Annotated in this window: 13 protein-coding genes; 6 read left to right on the top strand and 7 right to left on the bottom strand. The window is 33.5% G+C overall.

Translation table 11 applies throughout. The features are described 5' to 3' along the window. The first annotated feature begins 57 nt into the window (after positions 1–57). Positions 58–1353, top strand: a complete 1296-nt coding sequence (gene tyrS / locus ACFSC2_RS00370; RefSeq protein WP_379817270.1) for a tyrosine--tRNA ligase — start codon at positions 58–60, stop codon at positions 1351–1353. Positions 1354–1481: 128 nt separating this feature from the next. Then, complete coding sequence (locus ACFSC2_RS00365; protein WP_379817269.1) at positions 1482–1826, top strand: hypothetical protein; 345 nt, start codon at positions 1482–1484, stop codon at positions 1824–1826. Here ACFSC2_RS00365 and ACFSC2_RS00360 read toward each other — a convergent pair. From ACFSC2_RS00360 to ACFSC2_RS00345, 4 genes are all read right to left on the bottom strand, one after another. Further along, positions 1823–2803 (bottom strand): LuxE/PaaK family acyltransferase, encoded by a 981-nt coding sequence (locus ACFSC2_RS00360; RefSeq protein WP_379817686.1) that lies wholly within the window; start codon positions 2801–2803, stop codon positions 1823–1825. The two genes, ACFSC2_RS00365 and ACFSC2_RS00360, sit on opposite strands and share 4 nt — an antisense overlap. 150 nt (positions 2804–2953) lie before the next feature. After that, positions 2954–3292 carry a T9SS type A sorting domain-containing protein gene (locus ACFSC2_RS00355; RefSeq protein WP_379817268.1) on the bottom strand — a complete coding sequence of 113 codons (339 nt, stop codon included), beginning with the start codon at positions 3290–3292 and terminating at the stop codon, positions 2954–2956. Between the two features lie 229 nt (positions 3293–3521). Continuing rightward, positions 3522–4649 carry a hypothetical protein gene (locus ACFSC2_RS00350; protein WP_379817267.1) on the bottom strand — a complete coding sequence of 376 codons (1128 nt, stop codon included), beginning with the start codon at positions 4647–4649 and terminating at the stop codon, positions 3522–3524. Between the two features lie 204 nt (positions 4650–4853). Beyond that, entirely contained in the window at positions 4854–7628 is a 2775-nt protein-coding gene (locus ACFSC2_RS00345; RefSeq protein WP_379817266.1) for a TonB-dependent receptor, read from the bottom strand. Positions 7629–7863: 235 nt separating this feature from the next. Here ACFSC2_RS00345 and ACFSC2_RS00340 point away from each other — a divergent pair, with 235 nt between their 5' ends. The 3 genes from ACFSC2_RS00340 to ACFSC2_RS00330 all read left to right on the top strand — a co-directional run bounded on the left by ACFSC2_RS00340 (position 7864) and on the right by ACFSC2_RS00330 (position 11348). Then, complete coding sequence (locus tag ACFSC2_RS00340; RefSeq protein WP_379817265.1) at positions 7864–8547, top strand: response regulator transcription factor; 684 nt, start codon at positions 7864–7866, stop codon at positions 8545–8547. Positions 8548–8802: 255 nt separating this feature from the next. Beyond that, positions 8803–9888: a sensor histidine kinase gene (locus ACFSC2_RS00335; protein WP_379817264.1), complete on the top strand. Its 1086-nt coding sequence runs from the start codon at positions 8803–8805 to the stop codon at positions 9886–9888. Positions 9889–10052: 164 nt separating this feature from the next. Beyond that, on the top strand, positions 10053–11348 hold the full coding sequence (locus ACFSC2_RS00330) for a porin (RefSeq protein ID WP_379817263.1): 1296 nt from the start codon (positions 10053–10055) through the stop codon (positions 11346–11348). A gap of 211 nt (positions 11349–11559) precedes the next feature. Here the strand turns inward: ACFSC2_RS00330 and ACFSC2_RS00325 are convergent, their stop codons facing one another. The 3 genes from ACFSC2_RS00325 to ACFSC2_RS00315 all read right to left on the bottom strand — a co-directional run bounded on the left by ACFSC2_RS00325 (position 11560) and on the right by ACFSC2_RS00315 (position 16938). Then, on the bottom strand, positions 11560–12639 hold the full coding sequence (locus tag ACFSC2_RS00325; RefSeq protein WP_379817262.1) for a glycosyltransferase: 1080 nt from the start codon (positions 12637–12639) through the stop codon (positions 11560–11562). A 270-nt stretch (positions 12640–12909) separates the two neighbouring features. Beyond that, complete coding sequence (locus ACFSC2_RS00320) at positions 12910–13443, bottom strand: hypothetical protein (RefSeq protein ID WP_379817261.1); 534 nt, start codon at positions 13441–13443, stop codon at positions 12910–12912. Between the two features lie 63 nt (positions 13444–13506). Continuing rightward, complete coding sequence (locus ACFSC2_RS00315) at positions 13507–16938, bottom strand: hypothetical protein (RefSeq protein ID WP_379817260.1); 3432 nt, start codon at positions 16936–16938, stop codon at positions 13507–13509. A 197-nt stretch (positions 16939–17135) separates the two neighbouring features. On the opposite strand from ACFSC2_RS00315, the gene ACFSC2_RS00310 reads away from it, so the two are divergent. Beyond that, a complete protein-coding gene (locus ACFSC2_RS00310; protein ID WP_379817259.1) occupies positions 17136–18197 on the top strand; it encodes a helix-turn-helix domain-containing protein in 1062 nt (353 codons plus the stop codon). Positions 18198–18329 lie beyond the last annotated feature (132 nt).

The raw sequence follows: 18329 nt of genomic DNA, 5'->3' as shown, positions 1-18329 counted from the left end.
TTGCATTTTGATATTGCCATTACCATTGATTATATTTGCGCAAATTATTTTAAAAAAATGAAGAATCTAGTTGAAGAATTAAAATGGCGCGGGTTATATCACGATAGTATGCCTGGAACAGAAGAGCAATTACTAAAAGAAGTAACAACGGCATATATTGGTTTTGATCCAACGGCTGATTCACTGCATATCGGCAGTATGGTTCAGATTATTTTATTGGTTCATTTAAAGAATTTTGGGCATCAGCCAGTAGCTTTGGTTGGAGGCGCAACCGGAATGATTGGTGACCCTTCTGGAAAATCTGACGAAAGAAACTTGTTGAACGAAGAAACGCTGGCTAAAAACGTTGCTGGTATTAAAAGTGTTTTATCTCGTTTCTTAGACTTTAATTCAAACGAAGCTAATGCACCAGTGATGGTAAATAACTACGATTGGATGAAAGAATTCTCTTTTATCGATTTTGCACGTGAAGTTGGAAAACGAATCACTGTAAATTATATGATGGCGAAAGATTCTGTAAAAAAGAGAATCAATGGAGAAGGGGAAGGAATGTCGTTTACGGAGTTTACTTACCAATTAATTCAAGGTTACGATTTTTATCATTTATATAAAAACAATAACTGTATACTGCAAATGGGTGGTTCTGACCAGTGGGGAAATATTACCACAGGTACGGAATTAGTCCGCAGAATGGGTGGCGAAAATGCAAAAGCTTATGCCTTAACAACTCCATTGATTACAAAAGCTGACGGTTCTAAATTCGGAAAATCGGAAGGCGGAAATGTTTGGCTGGATGCTGATAAAACTTCGGTTTACAAATTCTACCAATTTTGGGTAAACACAACAGATGCTGATGCTGAAAAATATATTAAAATCTTTACTTTCTTGGATAAAGATACAATCGATGAATTAATTGCTGAGCATCAAACAGCACCGCATTTGAGAGTTTTACAAAAGAAATTGGCTGAAGAAATTACAATCTTTGTTCACAATCGCGAAGAATTAGAAAAAGCAATTCAGGCGTCAAATATTTTGTTCGGAAATTCGACTGCGGATGATTTGAAAAAGTTGGATGAAAAGACTTTCTTAGAAGTTTTTGACGGAGTGCCACAAGCTGAAATCGCAAAAGCTGATCTTGAAAACGGATTGGAAATTATTACTGTTTTAAACGAAAAAACTGGTTTCTTTAAATCGAATGGAGAAGCAAGACGTGCTTTAACTGCAAATTCTATTTCGGTAAATAGAGAAAAAATAAAAGAAGACTTTGTTTTAACTGCAAATGATTTGATTAATAATCAGTTTGTGTTATTACAAAGCGGAAAGAAAAATTATTTTGTGATTCGAGTGGTTTAGTTTTCAATCAATACGTATAAAAGATCCCAATATTTCAGAAGAAGTGTTGGGATTTTTTATTTATTTTTTTTGAATGAAATCAATCGTATTTTTTAGTAAGTTTATTCACTGAAAAAAAATACAAAAAGATGCTGGGATTTTTATTTATTTACTGGATATGGAAGGCGTTTGCCAATTTGGCTCTTCAATATAATAAGAACAAATGGACTTACTTCATAATCGGAATTGTGGCATATTACGGAAGCACAATGATTTCTGGCTTTACCGCAGGTTTATTGATGGTCTTAGTAAGTGGAGCTGTTGGTGTAACTGAAGATAGTTTTAATAATGCAGCCTGGAATATACTTTTTGTGCTTTGCGGTATTTTAGGATGCTATGGTACTTATAAGCTTTTAGAAAGAAAAGCGATAAAAGAATGGGCATTGTCTAAAAAAGAAGGAATTGAAAGTATTGGGATGACAGATGAAAATTAAAGAACCATCAAGTTACAACCACGAATATCAGAATTATCAAAACGTCCCAAAACCTCAAAAGAGTTGTTGGGATTTTTTTTACCTAAATCCTGCGTAGCGATAAAAGAGCATGAATTAATGTTAGCTAAATCAATAACGTTGATACCGCCAGTTTTTCCGTCTTTTACATAAGTTAAAGCATCTTCTGGATCACGAACGAGAATATGCATCCATGACGGACATTCGAAAACACCTTCGCCTAAGGAATAAGCTTGCGCTAAAAGTTCGGTCATTCCGTATTCGGAGTGAATGGCAGAAACTCCAAAACCTTTGCAGAGGATCTCATGAAGTTCTTCTCGAATCATTTCTTTACGTTTTCCTTTCATACCGCCCGTCTCCATAATAATGGTATTTTGAAGATTGAATTGATGTTTTTCGATTAAATCTAACAAAGCATAAGTCACACCAATCAAGATTACATTTTGTCCTCTTTCTTCTAATTCTAAAAGCTTTTGTGTAAGTTCTTCGTGATTGTGTAAATAAAATCCACTTTCGGGCTGATTAGAGAGTTTTATAAGGTCTTCGACCATGTAAATTAAAGAAGAGGCTTCACGTTCTAAATAAGACGGTAAAAGAGCTAAAACAACGTAATCTTCGATATTGCCATAGAATTCTGAAAATCCTTTGCGGTAACTTTCTTCGTAAAGTGTAACATCTGTTACCAAATGTCTGCTTGTTATCATTCCAGTTGTACCGCTGCTGGTAAAAGTTACCTGCGCAGGATCATTGTTAGAAACAACATCATGGCTTTTGAAAAACTGAATAGGTAAAAAAGGAATTTGTTCTAATGATTTTACCTGTTGTGGATTTACGTTTAAAAAATCACAAAAATCACGGTAAACTTTATTGTTCTCGTGCTGCAAACGAAACACTTTTAGTGCTATTTTTTCAAATTGTTTCTGACTCGAAATGGTAAAGATGTCGCTGGCTGTGATCAAAACTTTTTTTTGCAAAGATATTGTTTTTAGTCTTCAGTGTTTAGTTTTTTAGTCTTCAGTCACTATTTTCAATTTAGTTTAAACTGAATACTTGAAGGCAGAGCACTGAATACTAAAAAAGCTCCCGTTAAAGGAGCTTTTTAAAATATTTTATCGAATAATTAATTTTCGTGTTGCGGAAGCATTTTGTTCGCTGATTTTTATGATATAAACACCAGGTGGTAAATCGGCAACATTAAGTTCTTTTGAAGATAAATGGGATTGAAGTACTTTTTTTCCTAAAATGTCAAACACAATAATTTCCTTTTCAAGATCGTTTTTAGAAGAAATATATACTTTTCCGTTTGTTACGGGATTAGGGTACATGCTAAGTCCCTCAATAGTCGTAGACTCTTGAGGTTTTGGTAATTGTTTACTGTCTTGGGCGGAAACGCTCAGAGTAAAGAAAAATGCCAATAAGAATGTAATATAAAAGTAGTTTTTTGCCATCGCGTGTATTTGGATATAGTAAATATACAAAAAAAATTACAAAAATGACGCCAAAAAAAAACATCCTAAAAAATTAGGATGTTTTTAACATTTTGTACTGTAAGTTGTTATACACTTTTATTAAATATCGATGGTCAGATTAGATTTATTCTACTGCGGATAGATAAAAATGAAAAAATCTGTCTGAAGTGTTTCAGACAGATTTTCTTATTTGGTATTTAGACTTTAATTATTTTGTCCAGTTAGCCCAAGTTGGTAATTCAGCACCAGCACCAGCACCTACGTTACCAGTAGTTGTTCCTGATAATTTAGCACCTGTAGTGTCATTGATTTGAGCACCGAAAGTGTAGTTAGTGATAGTAAAGTTACCAGCAGCGATATTTGCAACTGCACCAGCATCTGTAGAGATTTTAGTAAGAGCTGCAGGCATATCGTCAGCAACATATAAGTTTGTGTAAGCTTGTTTTCCACCACCTTCTTTGTAGTTGATTGCTTTTTCGTCAGCTAAGAAAGCAGCACCACCTTTAATGATAGAGATATTAGTGATTTTAGCATTTGTCATTGGAGTAGCTCCACTTGGATCTTTTGCGTTTGTAGATCCTTCAACACCAGCTTTAGAAACACCTTTGATGTATACGTTTGTAGCAGTACCTTGCCATCCGTCAGCAAAATCTAATGAATCATCATAAGAGTTAATGATTGTTAAGTTAGAAGCGTTTACAGCACCTCCAAAGAACTCAATTCCGTCATCACCACTTTCGAAAGTGTAGATATCAGATACTACAGTTCCAGAACCTACTCCGAAGAAAGAAACTCCGTTGTATTCTTTTTCAGAAGTATATTTAGAACCTGTGTAAGAAATTTTCAAGAAGTTAATGTTTCCAGAAGAATCTGTATTATCATTACCTCCGTAGCTTAAACCACCTACTTCAGAAGTACCATTGTCTCCAGTATTTACTTTACCATTACCAGCGATAATTAATCCACCCCAGTCACTTTGAGCTGGTGTAGCTTTTCCAGATGTCATGATAACTGGTTTTGCAGCAGTACCGTTGATGTTGATTTTAGCATTTCTTTCTACAGCGATATATAAAGAAGTTGGCTCTGCAGTAGCAGAACTTTTGATTACTGTTCCGGCAGGAATAACTAAAGTTGCTCCACCTTTTACTACTAAACCTCCAGTTAAAGTGTAAGTTTGAGTTGGGTCTAAAGTAACAGTACCGTCATTGATGTTACCTTTTAAATCGTCAACTTTTAAAACGAAAGAGCTTTTGTTATCGTTTTTGTTGTCATCAGAACTACAGCTTGTTAAAGCAAGTCCTAATATTGCAGCCATTGCAAATAAACTTTTTTTCATTTTGTTGTGTTTTATTGTTTTATTTATTCAAGGCAAAGTAAATCAATGTATGTTTTTGCTGAGTTAAGTCGATATTAACAATCTATTAAGTATATAGAGGTAAAAATCCTTTGTCTTAATATAAAATTTACATTGTAGTTTAAAATAAAAAAAGGTGATTAGTTTTTCTAATCACCTTTTTTATATTTATTTTGAATCTATTTCTTAGAATGTATAGTTTAATGTAAGTCTAAGATCTGAACCTGCTTTGTATGATGTAACTGTAATGTCACCAACAGATTCTTTTCCTGGTACTTTTCCTTGTTCTTGTACGCGCTCGAAAGTTGGGTTCAAGATGTTGTTGTAGATTATACCCAGCTTTAAACTTTTAGTTAAACTTGTATTGAAGATGAAATCTAATTTATTTACTGCTTTGTCAACCATGTTTCCAACTCTTGAAGTTCCAATTACTGCTAATTTATCAGAGAAATAAGAGTAAGATACCGTAGCAGAAATGTCTTTACTATTTGCAAATTCAGTCAAGAATGATAAGTTAGCATTTGCTAAGAAATTAGAAGCTCCAGTCAATTTACTTTCTGTAAAAGTAAAGTTTGCTCCAAAATCATTTTCATTGTTTACTTTTTCATTGCTTAGATCTTGATTTGTGTATAAATATGATCCGTTTGCGTCAAAAGAAAGTTTTGTCTTTAGATTGTCAGTTTTTTCAATTTCAAAAATATCTTTTCTAACCTCTACTTCAACTCCTGCTACTGTTCCTTTATCTCCAGTATTTGCATAAGAGATATCATTTGAAGATGAATTAAGGAACATCTCGTTAATTGGGTTTTGAATAATTTTTCCGAATGCTGTTACAGATATTAATTCTCCTGCTTTTGGAAAATATTCCCATCCTAAATCGAAGTTATAGTTTGTTGAAGCATATAATCTTGGGTTTCCTTCGTAAGCTTGTGCAACATCTTCGTAGATAATTGGCACTTTTTCTTTAAACTGAGGAAGTGTATACGTTTTACTTGCAGAGAATTTTAAATTCTGTTTATCATTCAATGAATATTTTGAAATCAAACTTGGTAAAATGTTAAACTTTGAGTCATTAGAATTGTCACCACCTGGAACTGTTGTTGTAATGTAGAAAACATTCTGAGTCAATTGTTCTAATCTAGCACCTAATATTACACTCAATCTCTCAGTTAAAGAATATTGAACATTAACAAAACCAGCATTGATATCTAGGTTTCCAGTATATAATTGGTGAATTCTGTTTGAGTAAGATGAACCCCAATGTGCAGGATCTAAATAATTATCTACATGGTGGATATCTTCCTTAGGAAAAGAAATTGTAGTTCTGTTTGGGAAGAATGAATATTGTTCCATGTCATAATCTACATCTTTGAATTTTCCAGAATAACCAACAGTTACTTTTCCTTTGTAAGTATCATCACTGCCTTTTTTGAAGTTGTATGAAAGAGCAACATTTGCTGCGATTTCATTTTCTTTTAAGTTCTGAAAAAATCGGTGATTATTGATGTTTGAATTGGTGAAAAAAGTATAATCTACAGCATTAGGAGCAAATACAAAAGAGTTTTGCATACGATCTGGAACTGCACTGTTAGACATACTGTATCCTACTCCCCAGTTTAAATTCCACTGGTCGTTGAATTTGTTTTTTCCTGTTAATTGATTTACAATTAATTGAGTTCTTTCAAAAGTTCCACGTTTGATGAAACCTGTGATTTGCTGCATAGCATCTCCACCACCATCAAAATTCTGGTTTGTTCCTTCGTATTCGCTATAATCTTGATCACTTGAATTTAAGAATAAAGAAGTAAAGAAGATTGAATTTTTGTTGTTGATTTTGTAATCAGCAGTACCCATAACGGTTGTTGTAGTGTTATGTTTGTAAGCTGTTCTCACAAAGTCAGAAAATATATCTCCGTCAGAAGTAATTCCTCCTCTGCTGTAACCTTGTGTGTATTTGTTTTTTGCGCTGAAAGATCCAGTGATAAAAGTACCAATTGAACTTTCGTCATTGATATTAAATTTCTTTCCTCCAGATAATGTATAGAAAGCATTTAATACGTTTTTGCTATTTTGTCTATCCCAGCTTGTTGAATAACTGTAAGGCTGAAGCGGTGCATTAGGAACACCAACTTTTTTAAATCCAAAATAATTAGGTCCGTCTTGCAGGTAAAAGTTATCTTGTCCTAAAACATTTGTGTTTGCACCAGAACCGATTGAAACACTAACGAAAGGTTTTCCACTGAATTTTTTTGCAGCAATATCAATATTTGCCCCGCCAAAATCGGCATAGTTTTGAGCTTCAAAAGTTTTACTGATTCCAATATTGTCTACAATATTTGTTGAGAAAATATCCAAAAGAATATTTTTGTTTGATGGATTGTTTGATGGCAATGGAAGACCATTTAAAGTTGTTACATTGTAACGGTCACCTAAACCTCTTACGAAAACATTTCCAGAATCATCTTGTTTAGAAACACCGCTTACTTTCGCAACAGCATTCGCAACGTCATTTACACCTTTTCGCGAAATTTCTTCAGCTCCGATAGCCGCTTTAAAAGAAACTGCATTTTTTTGATCTAAAAGTAAAGCCGATTCTTTCTGCTTGTTTACTGCAGCAGATTTTACTACAACATCTTTAAGAGTATAACTTCCAGAAGAAAGTGCTTGATTGACAACTACAGTTTCACCTGCCTTTACAGCGACTGGAGTTTCAACAGATTCATATCCTAAAAAACTAAAAACAAGTGTATAATTTCCTGGATTTACAGCCAACGAATATTTTCCGTCAACGTCGGTATTTACGCTAATATTTGTACCTTTAATTAAAACATTAGCAAATGGTAAAACTTCGTTGTTCATTTCCTTGTCGGTTAGAACGCCAGAAATTGTACCTTTGTTTTGCGCGATCGAAATCGTACAGATAAATAATGCAATTAATAGAAATCTTAAATTGAATTTCATTTGTTCAGTGTTGTGTTAATTTATTTTGGTGCAAAGAAAGAACTGCACCGTGAAGTCGATGTTACGTACTTGTTATGTTTTTGTGTTGTTAAGATTATCAAATTGTTACCAGATTAAATTACCGTTAACACCAATTTTTAAAGGTTCTTTTGTTAGTATATTTACGCCGTGAAAAAAAAACATCGGATAAATAATTACAAACATTTGATGTAAAAAATCTCAATTTTTGCTATTTATGAAAAAAACACAAACTAAGATTTTATTAGTTGACGACGAACCAGATATCTTAGAAATCGTTGGCTATAACCTAGCTCAGGAAGGCTACCAGATTGTTACAGCTTCTAATGGAAAGGACGCTATAGCAAAGGCTCAAAAAGAATTGCCTGAATTAATTATCATGGACGTGATGATGGCAGAAATGGATGGAATGGAAGCTTGCGAACATATTAGAAAAATTCCTGAACTAAGTAATGTTATCATAACATTCCTTACTGCTAGAAGTGAGGATTATTCTCAAGTTGCTGGTTTTGATGCAGGTGCTGATGATTATATTACCAAACCAATCAAACCAAAATTGTTGGTTTCTAAAGTAAAGGCTTTATTAAGAAGGTTAAAAGAACAAGAAGTCGTTACAGATACAATAAATGTAGGCGGAATCGAGATTAACCGTGAAGAATACAAAATCATAAAAGGGAATGTCGAAATTGCTCTGCCAAGAAAAGAGTTCGAATTGTTTTATCTTTTAGCTTCTAAACCTGGAAAAGTTTTTAAAAGAGACGAAATCTTAGATAAAGTCTGGGGTAACGAAGTTGTTGTTGGAGGAAGAACAATTGATGTTCACATCAGAAAACTGCGCGAAAAAATCGGAGAAGATCTTTTTAAAACAATCAAAGGAGTTGGTTATAAATTTGAAGTTTAATTTTTTAGAGTTTCTAAGACGCTAAGCTTCTAAGTAATTAAGGCTGGCTGACTTGAACTTTAGCAAAGATTAAATATTTTCAAATCATCTTAAAATATTCAATACATTTAAACCATATAAGAATTGAAGGTGTACAATCTTCATTTTCTTATATGGTTTTTGAGTTATTCATTTTTTGTTTTTGATTTACTCAAAAGAATACAGTTTAAAAACAAAACTTAAATTTCTTAATATCTTAATGGTTCAATTTTTTCAATGAAAATTAATTTTAAAAAAACATACAAATTTGCTATTAAATCGGCGTTGTACATAAGTCTATTTGCAACAGGATTTGTTCTTATACTGATGTCTTTATTTTACAAAGAACAACAGCTGAAACACCAAGTAGCATTCGGAATAATTTTCATTATAAGCATTTATATCTTCTCGTTTTTGGTTTTACAATACCGCGTAGAACGTTTTATTTACAGAAGAGTAAAGAAAATCTACGATGAGGTTTCGCTTTTAGAATCGACAACGCTTATCAACCAGCCAATTAATACGGATATGGAAACACTTTCGCGTGAGGTGAAAAAGTTTGCAACCGATAAAAAGCTAGAAATCGAAATGCTCGAAATTCGTGAACAATACCGCAGGGAGTTTTTAGGAAACGTTTCGCACGAATTAAAAACACCATTATTTACTGTTCAGGGTTATGTCTCGACTTTACTTGACGGAGCGATGGACGATAAAAACATTAGAAAAAAATATCTAAAACGTGCCGAAAAAGGAGTGGAGCGTCTTATCTATATTGTAGAAGATTTGGATATGATTACCAAATTAGAATCGGGCGATTTAGATTTAAATATGACCGATTTTGATATTGTTGAATTGATTCAGAATGTTTTTGAATTATTGGAAATGAAAGCTGATAAAAAGAAAATCAAATTGGCTTTTGAAAGTAAAAATGTACAGTCGGTTATTATTCGCGGAGATCAAGACAGAATTCAACAAGTTTTAGAAAACCTAATTGTCAATTCTATTAAATATGGAAAAGAAGGCGGTTTAACAGAAGTCGGCGTTGTAAACTTAACGAAGAAAAAAGTCTTAATTCGCATTAGTGACAACGGAGAAGGAGTTGAAAAACAAAACATTCCAAGACTTTTTGAACGTTTCTACCGCGTTGATAAAAGCGGCACGCGTTCTGAAGGAGGTTCTGGTTTAGGATTGGCGATTGTAAAACATATTATTGAAGCACATAAAGAGAAAGTTTACGTAGAAAGTGAGTTCGGAATTGGTTCTGAGTTCTCTTTTACACTCGAAAAAGCCAATAAATCGCAAAAAGCTGAGGTTAAAAAATAGTAACCAAACTTTCGCTAAAAGGCGTAAAAACTAGGGTCTTAACAATAAATAAACTTTTGGTTTTGACCCGTAACATTAAATTTTTATTATGGTAACATCTGGTTAATGATTTCTTAACATAGGTGAGTCATCTTTGCATCCTGTAATTAAGGGCATTAGAAAAAATGATAAAAAAATTAATTGTTGCAGTTTTATTAACGATTACTTGTGCAGCTAATGCACAAGAATTAAATAAACAGGATGTAAAAAACGAAGTAATGCGTATTTTAGATTCGATTAATAAAGCAAAACTACCGGAGACTAAATCTGGAGGGGGTGTTGAAGAGCATTGGTACGACAGAATCTCCTTAAGAGGATATGCTCAAATTAGGTATAATGGCCTGCTTTCTACAAACGATAAAGTTTCTTGTGATCAGTGTGATAGATCTTGGGGGACAACTTCTACAGCTCCAGACGCCAAAGCCAACAACGGTCTTTTTATTAGACGTGCACGTTTAGTGTTTTCTGGGCAGGTACATCCGAACTTATTTTTCTATTTTCAGCCTGATTTTGCCAGTTCGCCAAGCACCGGCGTTCAGAATTTTGTCCAGATTCGTGACCTTTATGTTGATGTTTCTTTTGATCCTAAAAAAGAATATCGTGTTCGTCTTGGGCAGAGTAAAATTCCATATGGTTTTGAAAATATGCAGTCAAGTTCACAACGTTTGACTCTGGATCGTGCAGACGGAATCAATAGTTCTATACAAAACGAACGTGATTTGGGTATATTCTTTTATTGGGCTCCGGCAGAAATCAGAAAACGTTTTGCCATGCTGGTAAATGACGGTTACAAAGGTTCAGGAGATTTCGGGGTATTTGCTCTTGGAGTTTATAATGGGCAAATCGCCAATAAACTAGATGGAAATAGAGATTTGAATGTAGTAGCGAGAATTACGTATCCGTTTGTTGTTGGAAGTCAGATTATTGAGCCTGGAATTCAGGCTTACACAGGAAAATGGGCTTTTACAGGAGAAATTTCATCTGGTGTTTCAGTAGATAATCCGCAGTATGTAAAAGATCAGCGTGTTGGCGCTACTTTTGTTTTGTATCCAAGACCTTTTGGAGTTCAAACAGAATACAACTTCGGAACAGGACCTCGTTATAATACACTAACCAAACATGTTGATGTTACAGATTTAAATGGAGGTTACGTTTTATTAAATTATAAATGGGATATCAAAAAGATGCATGTTTATCCTTTTGCTAAATTTCAATATTATGATGGAGGGAAAAAATATGAAAAAGATTCCAGAAGTTATGTAGTAAGAGATTTTCAATTTGGTGTCGAGTGGCAGCCAATCAAAGCTTTTGAATTAACTGCTGAATATGTCCTTGCCGACAGAACATTTGAAGACAGCGCATTGCCAATCAACAGACAACAAGGAAATGTTTTGAGATTACAAGCTCAGTTTAATTTCTAAAAATGTAGAGAGATAAGATTTCGTATAGCATAAAAAAAATGAATTGCCTCCAGCTTTAACTGGAGTTTTTTTTATAGCAGAAAAAGGCTTTAGCCAAATTAGTTTGGTAAAGCCTTTTGTTGTTTTATTTTAATACCAGTTAAAGCTGGCAATTGAAATTTTTCGGAAGAAAATAATAAGAATAAATTTGGCTAAATCCGAGTTCAAAATATTAAGCAGTTTTATCTTCAAAAACAGAAAATAAAGAATCCCAATCAATTTCATTTTCAAACTGAGACAACCCTTTAAAAGATTTTACTTTATCAAGATTTGAAATGGTAAAATCGTCTTGCAAAGCATACGGAACCAAATTTTCATCCTGAAGTTTTATAGCCAGATATTCCTGTTCGTATTGACCTGGAGTCGGAATAAAAAATGCTTTTTTACCCAATTTTGCCAAATCCATAACGGTAGTATAACCCGAACGACAAAGCACAAACTCACTTTCGTTAAAAGTCTGTTCTAGTTGTTTGGAGTTCATGAAATTGTAATAAGTCACATTTCCAGCCTGCCATTTCTCCTGCGATTTTTCTACAATTCCTTGTACAAAAACCACTTTCCCATCAAATTTAGCTGCTTCTTTCTGTAGTTTTTCATCTAAGAAAGTTCGTTGTGGCTCGGGTCCAGAAAGTATAATCATCAAATCGTAAACTTTTGGAGTTTCCTTTTTCTTCATACGACTCAACGGACCGATATATTTAAGGTTTAGTTCATTGGTTTTAAGATGACCTAAATCTCCCGTAAGATTTATTTCTCCATTGGTATCCGGAACCCAGCATTCATTGTACTTTTTAATTACATGCTGATGACATTTACTCGTAAACCAAGTGGTGTTTCCAGTCATTACATTCAATTGATGCGTCATAAAAACAGAAGGTATTTTTTTACTAAAAACACCTAATCGGTTATCCGAGATTATGCCGTCGATACCGTGTTTTTTGATCCAGCTGTTAACCATTTTTTTCTCATCTAAAATCGCTGTGATCATTTTCGGAAGATTTTTAATCAGCTTCCATTTAAAGTTTTTACCATTCTTGGCATATTCAATATGATAAGAAGGCAGTTCTAAAGTTTGTATATAAGGAAATTCTTTTCGTAATAAAGCCAGCGCAACTCCGTCTGAAGCAATGATCGGAATATAATTGTTCTCTTGAAGCGCCTTTATAATCGGAATGCATCTTGTAGCATGTCCTAAACCCCAATTTAATGGAGCTACTAAAATAGTTTTATTCGCAGAATAGTCGATGCTCATTTTTAACACGTTTTAAAAACGAAGATAAAGAAATATGTTTTCCATGTTATTTCGAGCGCATTACTAAATTATTAAGTGTAATTTAAGTTTCTAAGCAGCTGAGAGTTGAGTTTCTAAGTTTTTTTTCCGTTAAATAATTTTATTGAGATTATCCTATTTCTGTAAATATGATACTACTCTGGAGTATTTCTTATACTATTTAAATAAAAAAAACCGAACGTTATGTTCGGTTTTAATAAGTTTTTGGATTTCATTTTAAAGCTTAGAATCTTAGTCCTGAATATAAGTCTTATTACCATTTTTATTGATGTAGTACTTACCGCCTTTTGGACCTGTATACACTTTTTTTCCGTTGTATTCTCCCGTAACCTTGTCTGGTGTTTTTGGAGCTTTTTCATTGGTTTCTTTTACAGTCTTTGTGGCAGATTTTTTTGCAGCTGCGGCATCTTTTTTAGCAGATTTTGCTGTTGCGTCTGCTTTGTCTGCGGCTTTTTTAGCTTTGTCAGATTCAGCAGTTGCTTTTTTTGCATCGCTTTTAGCTTTTGCCGCTTCTTTGTCAGCCGTTTTTTTGGCTGCATCAGACGATTCTTTTTTTGCTTTTGATGAAGCTGCTTTTGCGTCATCCGCTGCTTTTTTAGATTTTGAAGCTTCTTTTTTCGCATCAGCAGCAGCTTTGTCTGCGCTGGATTTCGCTTTTTTAGCTGAAGCTTCTGTTTTGCTTTTCGCAGCTTTTGTTGTTGTTTCCTGAGCGTAAAAATTAGAAGAGAAAACAACTAATAAACAGATTAATACTAATTTTTTCATAAGGTTATATGTTTAAATTTCAATTAAAATTAAACAATTTATAGTCATCTTTTTCGCAGTCAATTAAAAATATGCACGAAGCTGAATATTTCCAGTATGAATTGTTGGTCCTGTCTCACTTTTACGGCCTTGATAGTTTACATTAATGTCTAAAAATGAAGTAATATTTTTTTGCACAAGCAGTTTCCAAACCAAGTTAGAGCCCGCCTGTAAACCTTCTAACATCTGAAAACCCACAGAAGAAAATTCGTTGCCGTTAAATTTATTTTCATAAAAAGAAAACTCGCCATTTACCGTTATTTTCTTTTCGCCGGCATAAGAAAATGAAGTTCCTATGCGGTTTTGATCTAAAGTTTCAAAATTTCCAATTTGATTTTTTTTGTTTTGAAGTTCATAAAAGAAATCCCATTTGGTGTTTTTAGAAAACAAATAGCTGATTTTCGGTGCAATCTGCCAGCCGTTTATGTCATAATTTTTCTCCACAAAATCTTCTGAAACCAAATCTGTTTTTATCGTTTTTGCAAAGAAATTAAACAACCAGCTTTTTTGATACAAATGTGTGTATTGCAATTGGTGCGAATAATTCTGAACATTTTGAGAACCTATAGAAAGCAGACTTTTTCCTTTATTAACCAAATAAGAATAGGTAACAGAATGTTTCTGTTTGCCTCTATTATAAAACAAACTGTTTCTGAAACTCGAATTCAATCCTAAAATATTTTCTTCAGAAGAATTAAACGGATTGAGTTCCAGTTTTTCGCCTTCGCTTCTCACTTTTCGATCCATCAAAAAAGAAGTCTGATTGTAGAAATACGAAAGCAGTTTTTTAAGCCCTTTTTCATTCTGCCATTGCAGCGGATTCAAAATCAGCGACTGCGAGAATTTATTCTGATTGGTTTTTATATAAATCTGATTCGGTAAAAAGATGCGGACATATTTAGCTTGATCTGGGAAAGGAGCAATTTCAAATTCTTCCAATTCCTGAATTCCGTTGCCATTGTAATCATTCCATGTATAAACTCCTTGACCGGTTGGAACTTCAACATATGTAAATTCCTGTTGCGCGATTGTTCCAGAACTAGTTTCGTACGCTGTGCTGATCTGCATTAATTGATTAAAAAAACGATCGTTGTATAAAATTCTTGAATTCAGCGAAGGTTCATTTTTTTTGGCAGTATCTGTAAAATCCAAATTTCTATAACTTGCATAAACCGCTAAATCAGTGTTTTTGTTTTGAATCAATTTCGATTTTAAATAATACGTCTGCGAATTATTGACATGTTGTAATAAACCGTTTTGTAAACTATCATTTCTTCTCTGTAGAAAACCGATTTCGACAAAAACTTTTGTACTGTCACCGCGTCCTGTAAAAACGCCGTATTCAGAAAACCTTTGGCTTAAAGCCGAAAGTTGATTGGTAACTTTATCTTTTTCCTGATTATCTTCAAGCTGAAAACTGCCGCCAACCCAATTTTTTCCAAAATGATATTTAGTTCGGGTTTGATTGCGAATGAATTTTGAAGTCGAAGCCGTTGCATCAGAATTTAAAAAACTGCCATTGTTTTCAATCGTCCAATTTTTTAATTTGAATAGAGCAGAAGTAGTATGTCTTACGCCAGTATAACTTTCGCTGAAATCTAATTTTTCAAATTGATAGGCAAACAAACCAAGATCCGAAGTTTTCTTTTCTTTAAATAAGTCAAAATTTAAACCCGTAACCAATAAACTTTGATTTCCCAAAAGTGTTCCGGTTAAATTCCAATCACGATTAAATTCGATATTGTATAATCGTTCGATCGATTTAAAATCCTGCTGTACATATTGATAATTGGCAAAAGCATCCAAAGTCCAGCTTCTCGAAAAAAGACGTTTTTTAAGATTGGTTTTAAAAGCGATTCCTTTATTATCATTGTCATCAATTCCCGAAAATAAATTCTGATCGTTGTTGCTAACCGCTAATTCAAAATCAACCAAAGTTTTTTCGTTCGGATTGTATTTTCCTAAAAATGTAGCTACTTGAAGTTTAATCGGTGCAACCAATTGTACAATTGGCTCGTAATTTCCTTGCAGAATTCCGTTAACGGGCGAAACATATTGATAAATACGTTCAACCGAATTATTGTTTTGAATGATATAATTTCCTGCGTTTGCTCCAACCAGACTAAATTTTACATTATAAAGAACATCAGCAGAATTGTTTGAATATTCGTAAGCTTCAATACCGTTGACGAGAATCTTTTTATACAAAATTTTATTTTCAGAATAAGTGTCTTCGTAGGCAGAAGGAGCTTTCATCAGATTTGTATCATCGCCGGCCTGACTCAAAATCTGGACTTGTTCTGTAGAAAGATTTTGCTGTAGAGGCTGATTTTTCATGTCATTTTCAGAATAAATATAACCTCCAAAACTCCAGTTTTTATTCTCGTGCGTAGCGCCCGCATACGTTACAAGACGATTGTAATTTCGCTCCGAATATTGGTATTCAATATTGATACGCATTTCAGACGTAATCGTGAAAAGTGAAGTAAAGACAATTTCTCCCGCATTGTAATCAATAACATAATCGTTGTTTTCCCCGCGTTTCAGCAGAACACCATTTACATACACACGTTCTGAACCCGAAATAACCAAAACGTACAATTCGCCATTTTGTCCTTTCAATTTATACGGACCCTGATTTCCTTCTTGACCAATAAAAGTACTTTTAGCGTATTGTCCTTTTACAAAAGCTACAGAAGCAAAAACATTGGTTTTGTTTTGTTCCCCACCAAAGTTAAAACTGGCAGAAAGTCCCTGTACTTTTTTATTAAAACTTAGAAATTGCGTTTTCCGATTTTCCAGAAAGACATCGCCGGCGCGAATGTTCCAATCCTCACTGAAAAGTTCCATGAAAATATTATCAAACTGATCGAGTTTCTGCGAATAACCGCCGTCTTGAAGCGGAATATTATTATCCTGCAATGAAGCACGTAAACTAACCTTGTCGGATATTTTTCCAGTAATCTGTAAATCGAGATTGGAGTTTAAAACCGTATTTTGATTGTTTCCCACAGTAACACCTCGCGTGATGCTTCCAGAAGTATTTAAGCCGTCAAAAGGCGTAACTTTTTTGGTGTTATTGTTTTCGATTCGATACAGTTTTTCGGTACCAAGATCGTTGCTTACAATTTGATCCGATTTGTAGAGACTGTATTCTTTTGTCAATAAATCGGGATATTTGAGATAATTGACAATTAAAGTATCGGGAGCAGCAGTTATTCTTTCATTTAAAATCAAATAGCCTTTTTCAAAATTGATCTTGTAAAAAGTAGAATCTAGAAGCTGTTTTTTAGAGTCCAAAAGTTCAAAAAAACCAGAGTTAATGCTGACTTCTTCCAGACGGATGGTATCTTTTGATGCGATTACTTTTTTTGTTTTATACAACGATTCATTTTCCTGAGCCTGAAGCACAGAACATAACAGAAACACCGTAAAAAACAGTAATTTTTTCAACATAAATACTTTAACTCTAAAAAAGCCAAAAGTAGTATTTATAATCAACAAATTAAGGCGCTTTTATTTATTGAAAAATGATAGGCTTTTGCGTTGATTCTCTATTTATTAAAATTTTAGATTTAAAAATAATTGAAGCAAAATTCTCATAATAAGCCAATCTTTTTTTAGCTTTGTTTAGGATATAACGAACTTAAATTATGGATACTAGCAAAGAAATTTTATTCTTTTTTAGTGCTTTGGGAGCTTTCAACGGAATTATTCTCGGAGTTTATTTTTTCTTTTTTACCAAGAAAAAATATCTGACGAATTATTTTCTCGGCGCCCTTTTGTTTGCCTTAAGTATTCGAATCGGAAAATCGGTATTCGTTTATTTTCACCCCGATCTGCCAAAAATGTATCTGCAATTTGGGCTTACGGCATGTTTTTTCATCGGACCTTGTTTGTACTATTTTATTAAATCGGCAGTTGATGAAATTCAGATCATGCCAAAATCTTGGAAATTGATATTTGCATTTTGGGGAATTTTAATTGTCTCTGTTGGCATTTTGTATCCGTACAAAGTTTATCCAAAACTTTGGGGCGGTGCACTTATCAGAATTATTTACCTGCAATGGTTTGTTTATATTGTATTTGCAGGTTTTGAATTTCGTAGTGTTTTAAAGAAAATCGTAAGCAGAAAAGAAAAAACGACTCCAGCCGAAATGTGGTTCGGAATGTTGTTTTTGGGCACTTTTTTATTATTTCTATTTTATTTTCTATCTATTATGGGGGCACCGGGCGCTACCTATATAAGTGGTGCAGTAGTTTTTTCATTCATTTTATATTTAGGCATTTCGATTCTTTTGTACCGAAAAAAAACAGACGATTTGTTTTTATTGAATGCAAAGATTTCTAATAAAAAAATAGATTCTGAAGAAGCAGCAACGTGGACTGAAAAATTAGAAAACGCCATGAACGAAAAGGCTTTGTATAAAAATCCTAACCTCACGCTTCAAGATTTATCTCAAGAAATTAATATTTCAAGTCATCAGTTGTCGCAATTCTTAAACAATAATTTAGGCAAGAATTTCACCAGTTTTGTCAATGAATTTAGAATAGCTGAAGCGTGTAAAATTATAGCTTCAAATGATAAACTGACTTTGGAATCTGTTGGTTATGATGTTGGCTTTAATTCGAAATCAACTTTCTTCGCAGCATTCAAAAAACATACAGGAACCACGCCTTTAAGTTATCAATTACAAGAATTATCGCCTAGATAAATTTATTTTGCGTTTCAGAAAAAAAAACTTTGCACCTTGGTAGCTTAGAACCTTTGTACCTCAAAAAAAGTGTACTAATTTATAAATCCGTACTCCCGATTTCTCTTTCTGCGACCTCATTCACTGATTTTT

Source organism: Flavobacterium artemisiae (genome assembly GCF_042678225.1).
In the GTDB taxonomy this organism is placed as follows: Bacteria; Bacteroidota; Bacteroidia; order Flavobacteriales; family Flavobacteriaceae; genus Flavobacterium; species Flavobacterium artemisiae.
The sequence above is the reverse complement of the archived record's forward strand: the minus strand, read 5'-3'. Positions and strand labels throughout refer to the sequence as shown.

Coding starts and splice junctions, on each gene's coding strand:
- tyrS (WP_379817270.1), top strand. CDS start 58: ATGAAGAATCTAGTTGAAGAATTAAAATGGCGCGGGTTATATCACGAT.
- ACFSC2_RS00365 (WP_379817269.1), top strand. CDS start 1,482: ATGCTGGGATTTTTATTTATTTACTGGATATGGAAGGCGTTTGCCAAT.
- ACFSC2_RS00355 (WP_379817268.1), bottom strand. CDS start 3,292: ATGGCAAAAAACTACTTTTATATTACATTCTTATTGGCATTTTTCTTT.
- ACFSC2_RS00350 (WP_379817267.1), bottom strand. CDS start 4,649: ATGAAAAAAAGTTTATTTGCAATGGCTGCAATATTAGGACTTGCTTTA.
- ACFSC2_RS00345 (WP_379817266.1), bottom strand. CDS start 7,628: ATGAAATTCAATTTAAGATTTCTATTAATTGCATTATTTATCTGTACG.
- ACFSC2_RS00340 (WP_379817265.1), top strand. CDS start 7,864: ATGAAAAAAACACAAACTAAGATTTTATTAGTTGACGACGAACCAGAT.
- ACFSC2_RS00335 (WP_379817264.1), top strand. CDS start 8,803: ATGAAAATTAATTTTAAAAAAACATACAAATTTGCTATTAAATCGGCG.
- ACFSC2_RS00330 (WP_379817263.1), top strand. CDS start 10,053: ATGATAAAAAAATTAATTGTTGCAGTTTTATTAACGATTACTTGTGCA.
- ACFSC2_RS00325 (WP_379817262.1), bottom strand. CDS start 12,639: ATGAGCATCGACTATTCTGCGAATAAAACTATTTTAGTAGCTCCATTA.
- ACFSC2_RS00320 (WP_379817261.1), bottom strand. CDS start 13,443: ATGAAAAAATTAGTATTAATCTGTTTATTAGTTGTTTTCTCTTCTAAT.
- ACFSC2_RS00315 (WP_379817260.1), bottom strand. CDS start 16,938: ATGTTGAAAAAATTACTGTTTTTTACGGTGTTTCTGTTATGTTCTGTG.
- ACFSC2_RS00310 (WP_379817259.1), top strand. CDS start 17,136: ATGGATACTAGCAAAGAAATTTTATTCTTTTTTAGTGCTTTGGGAGCT.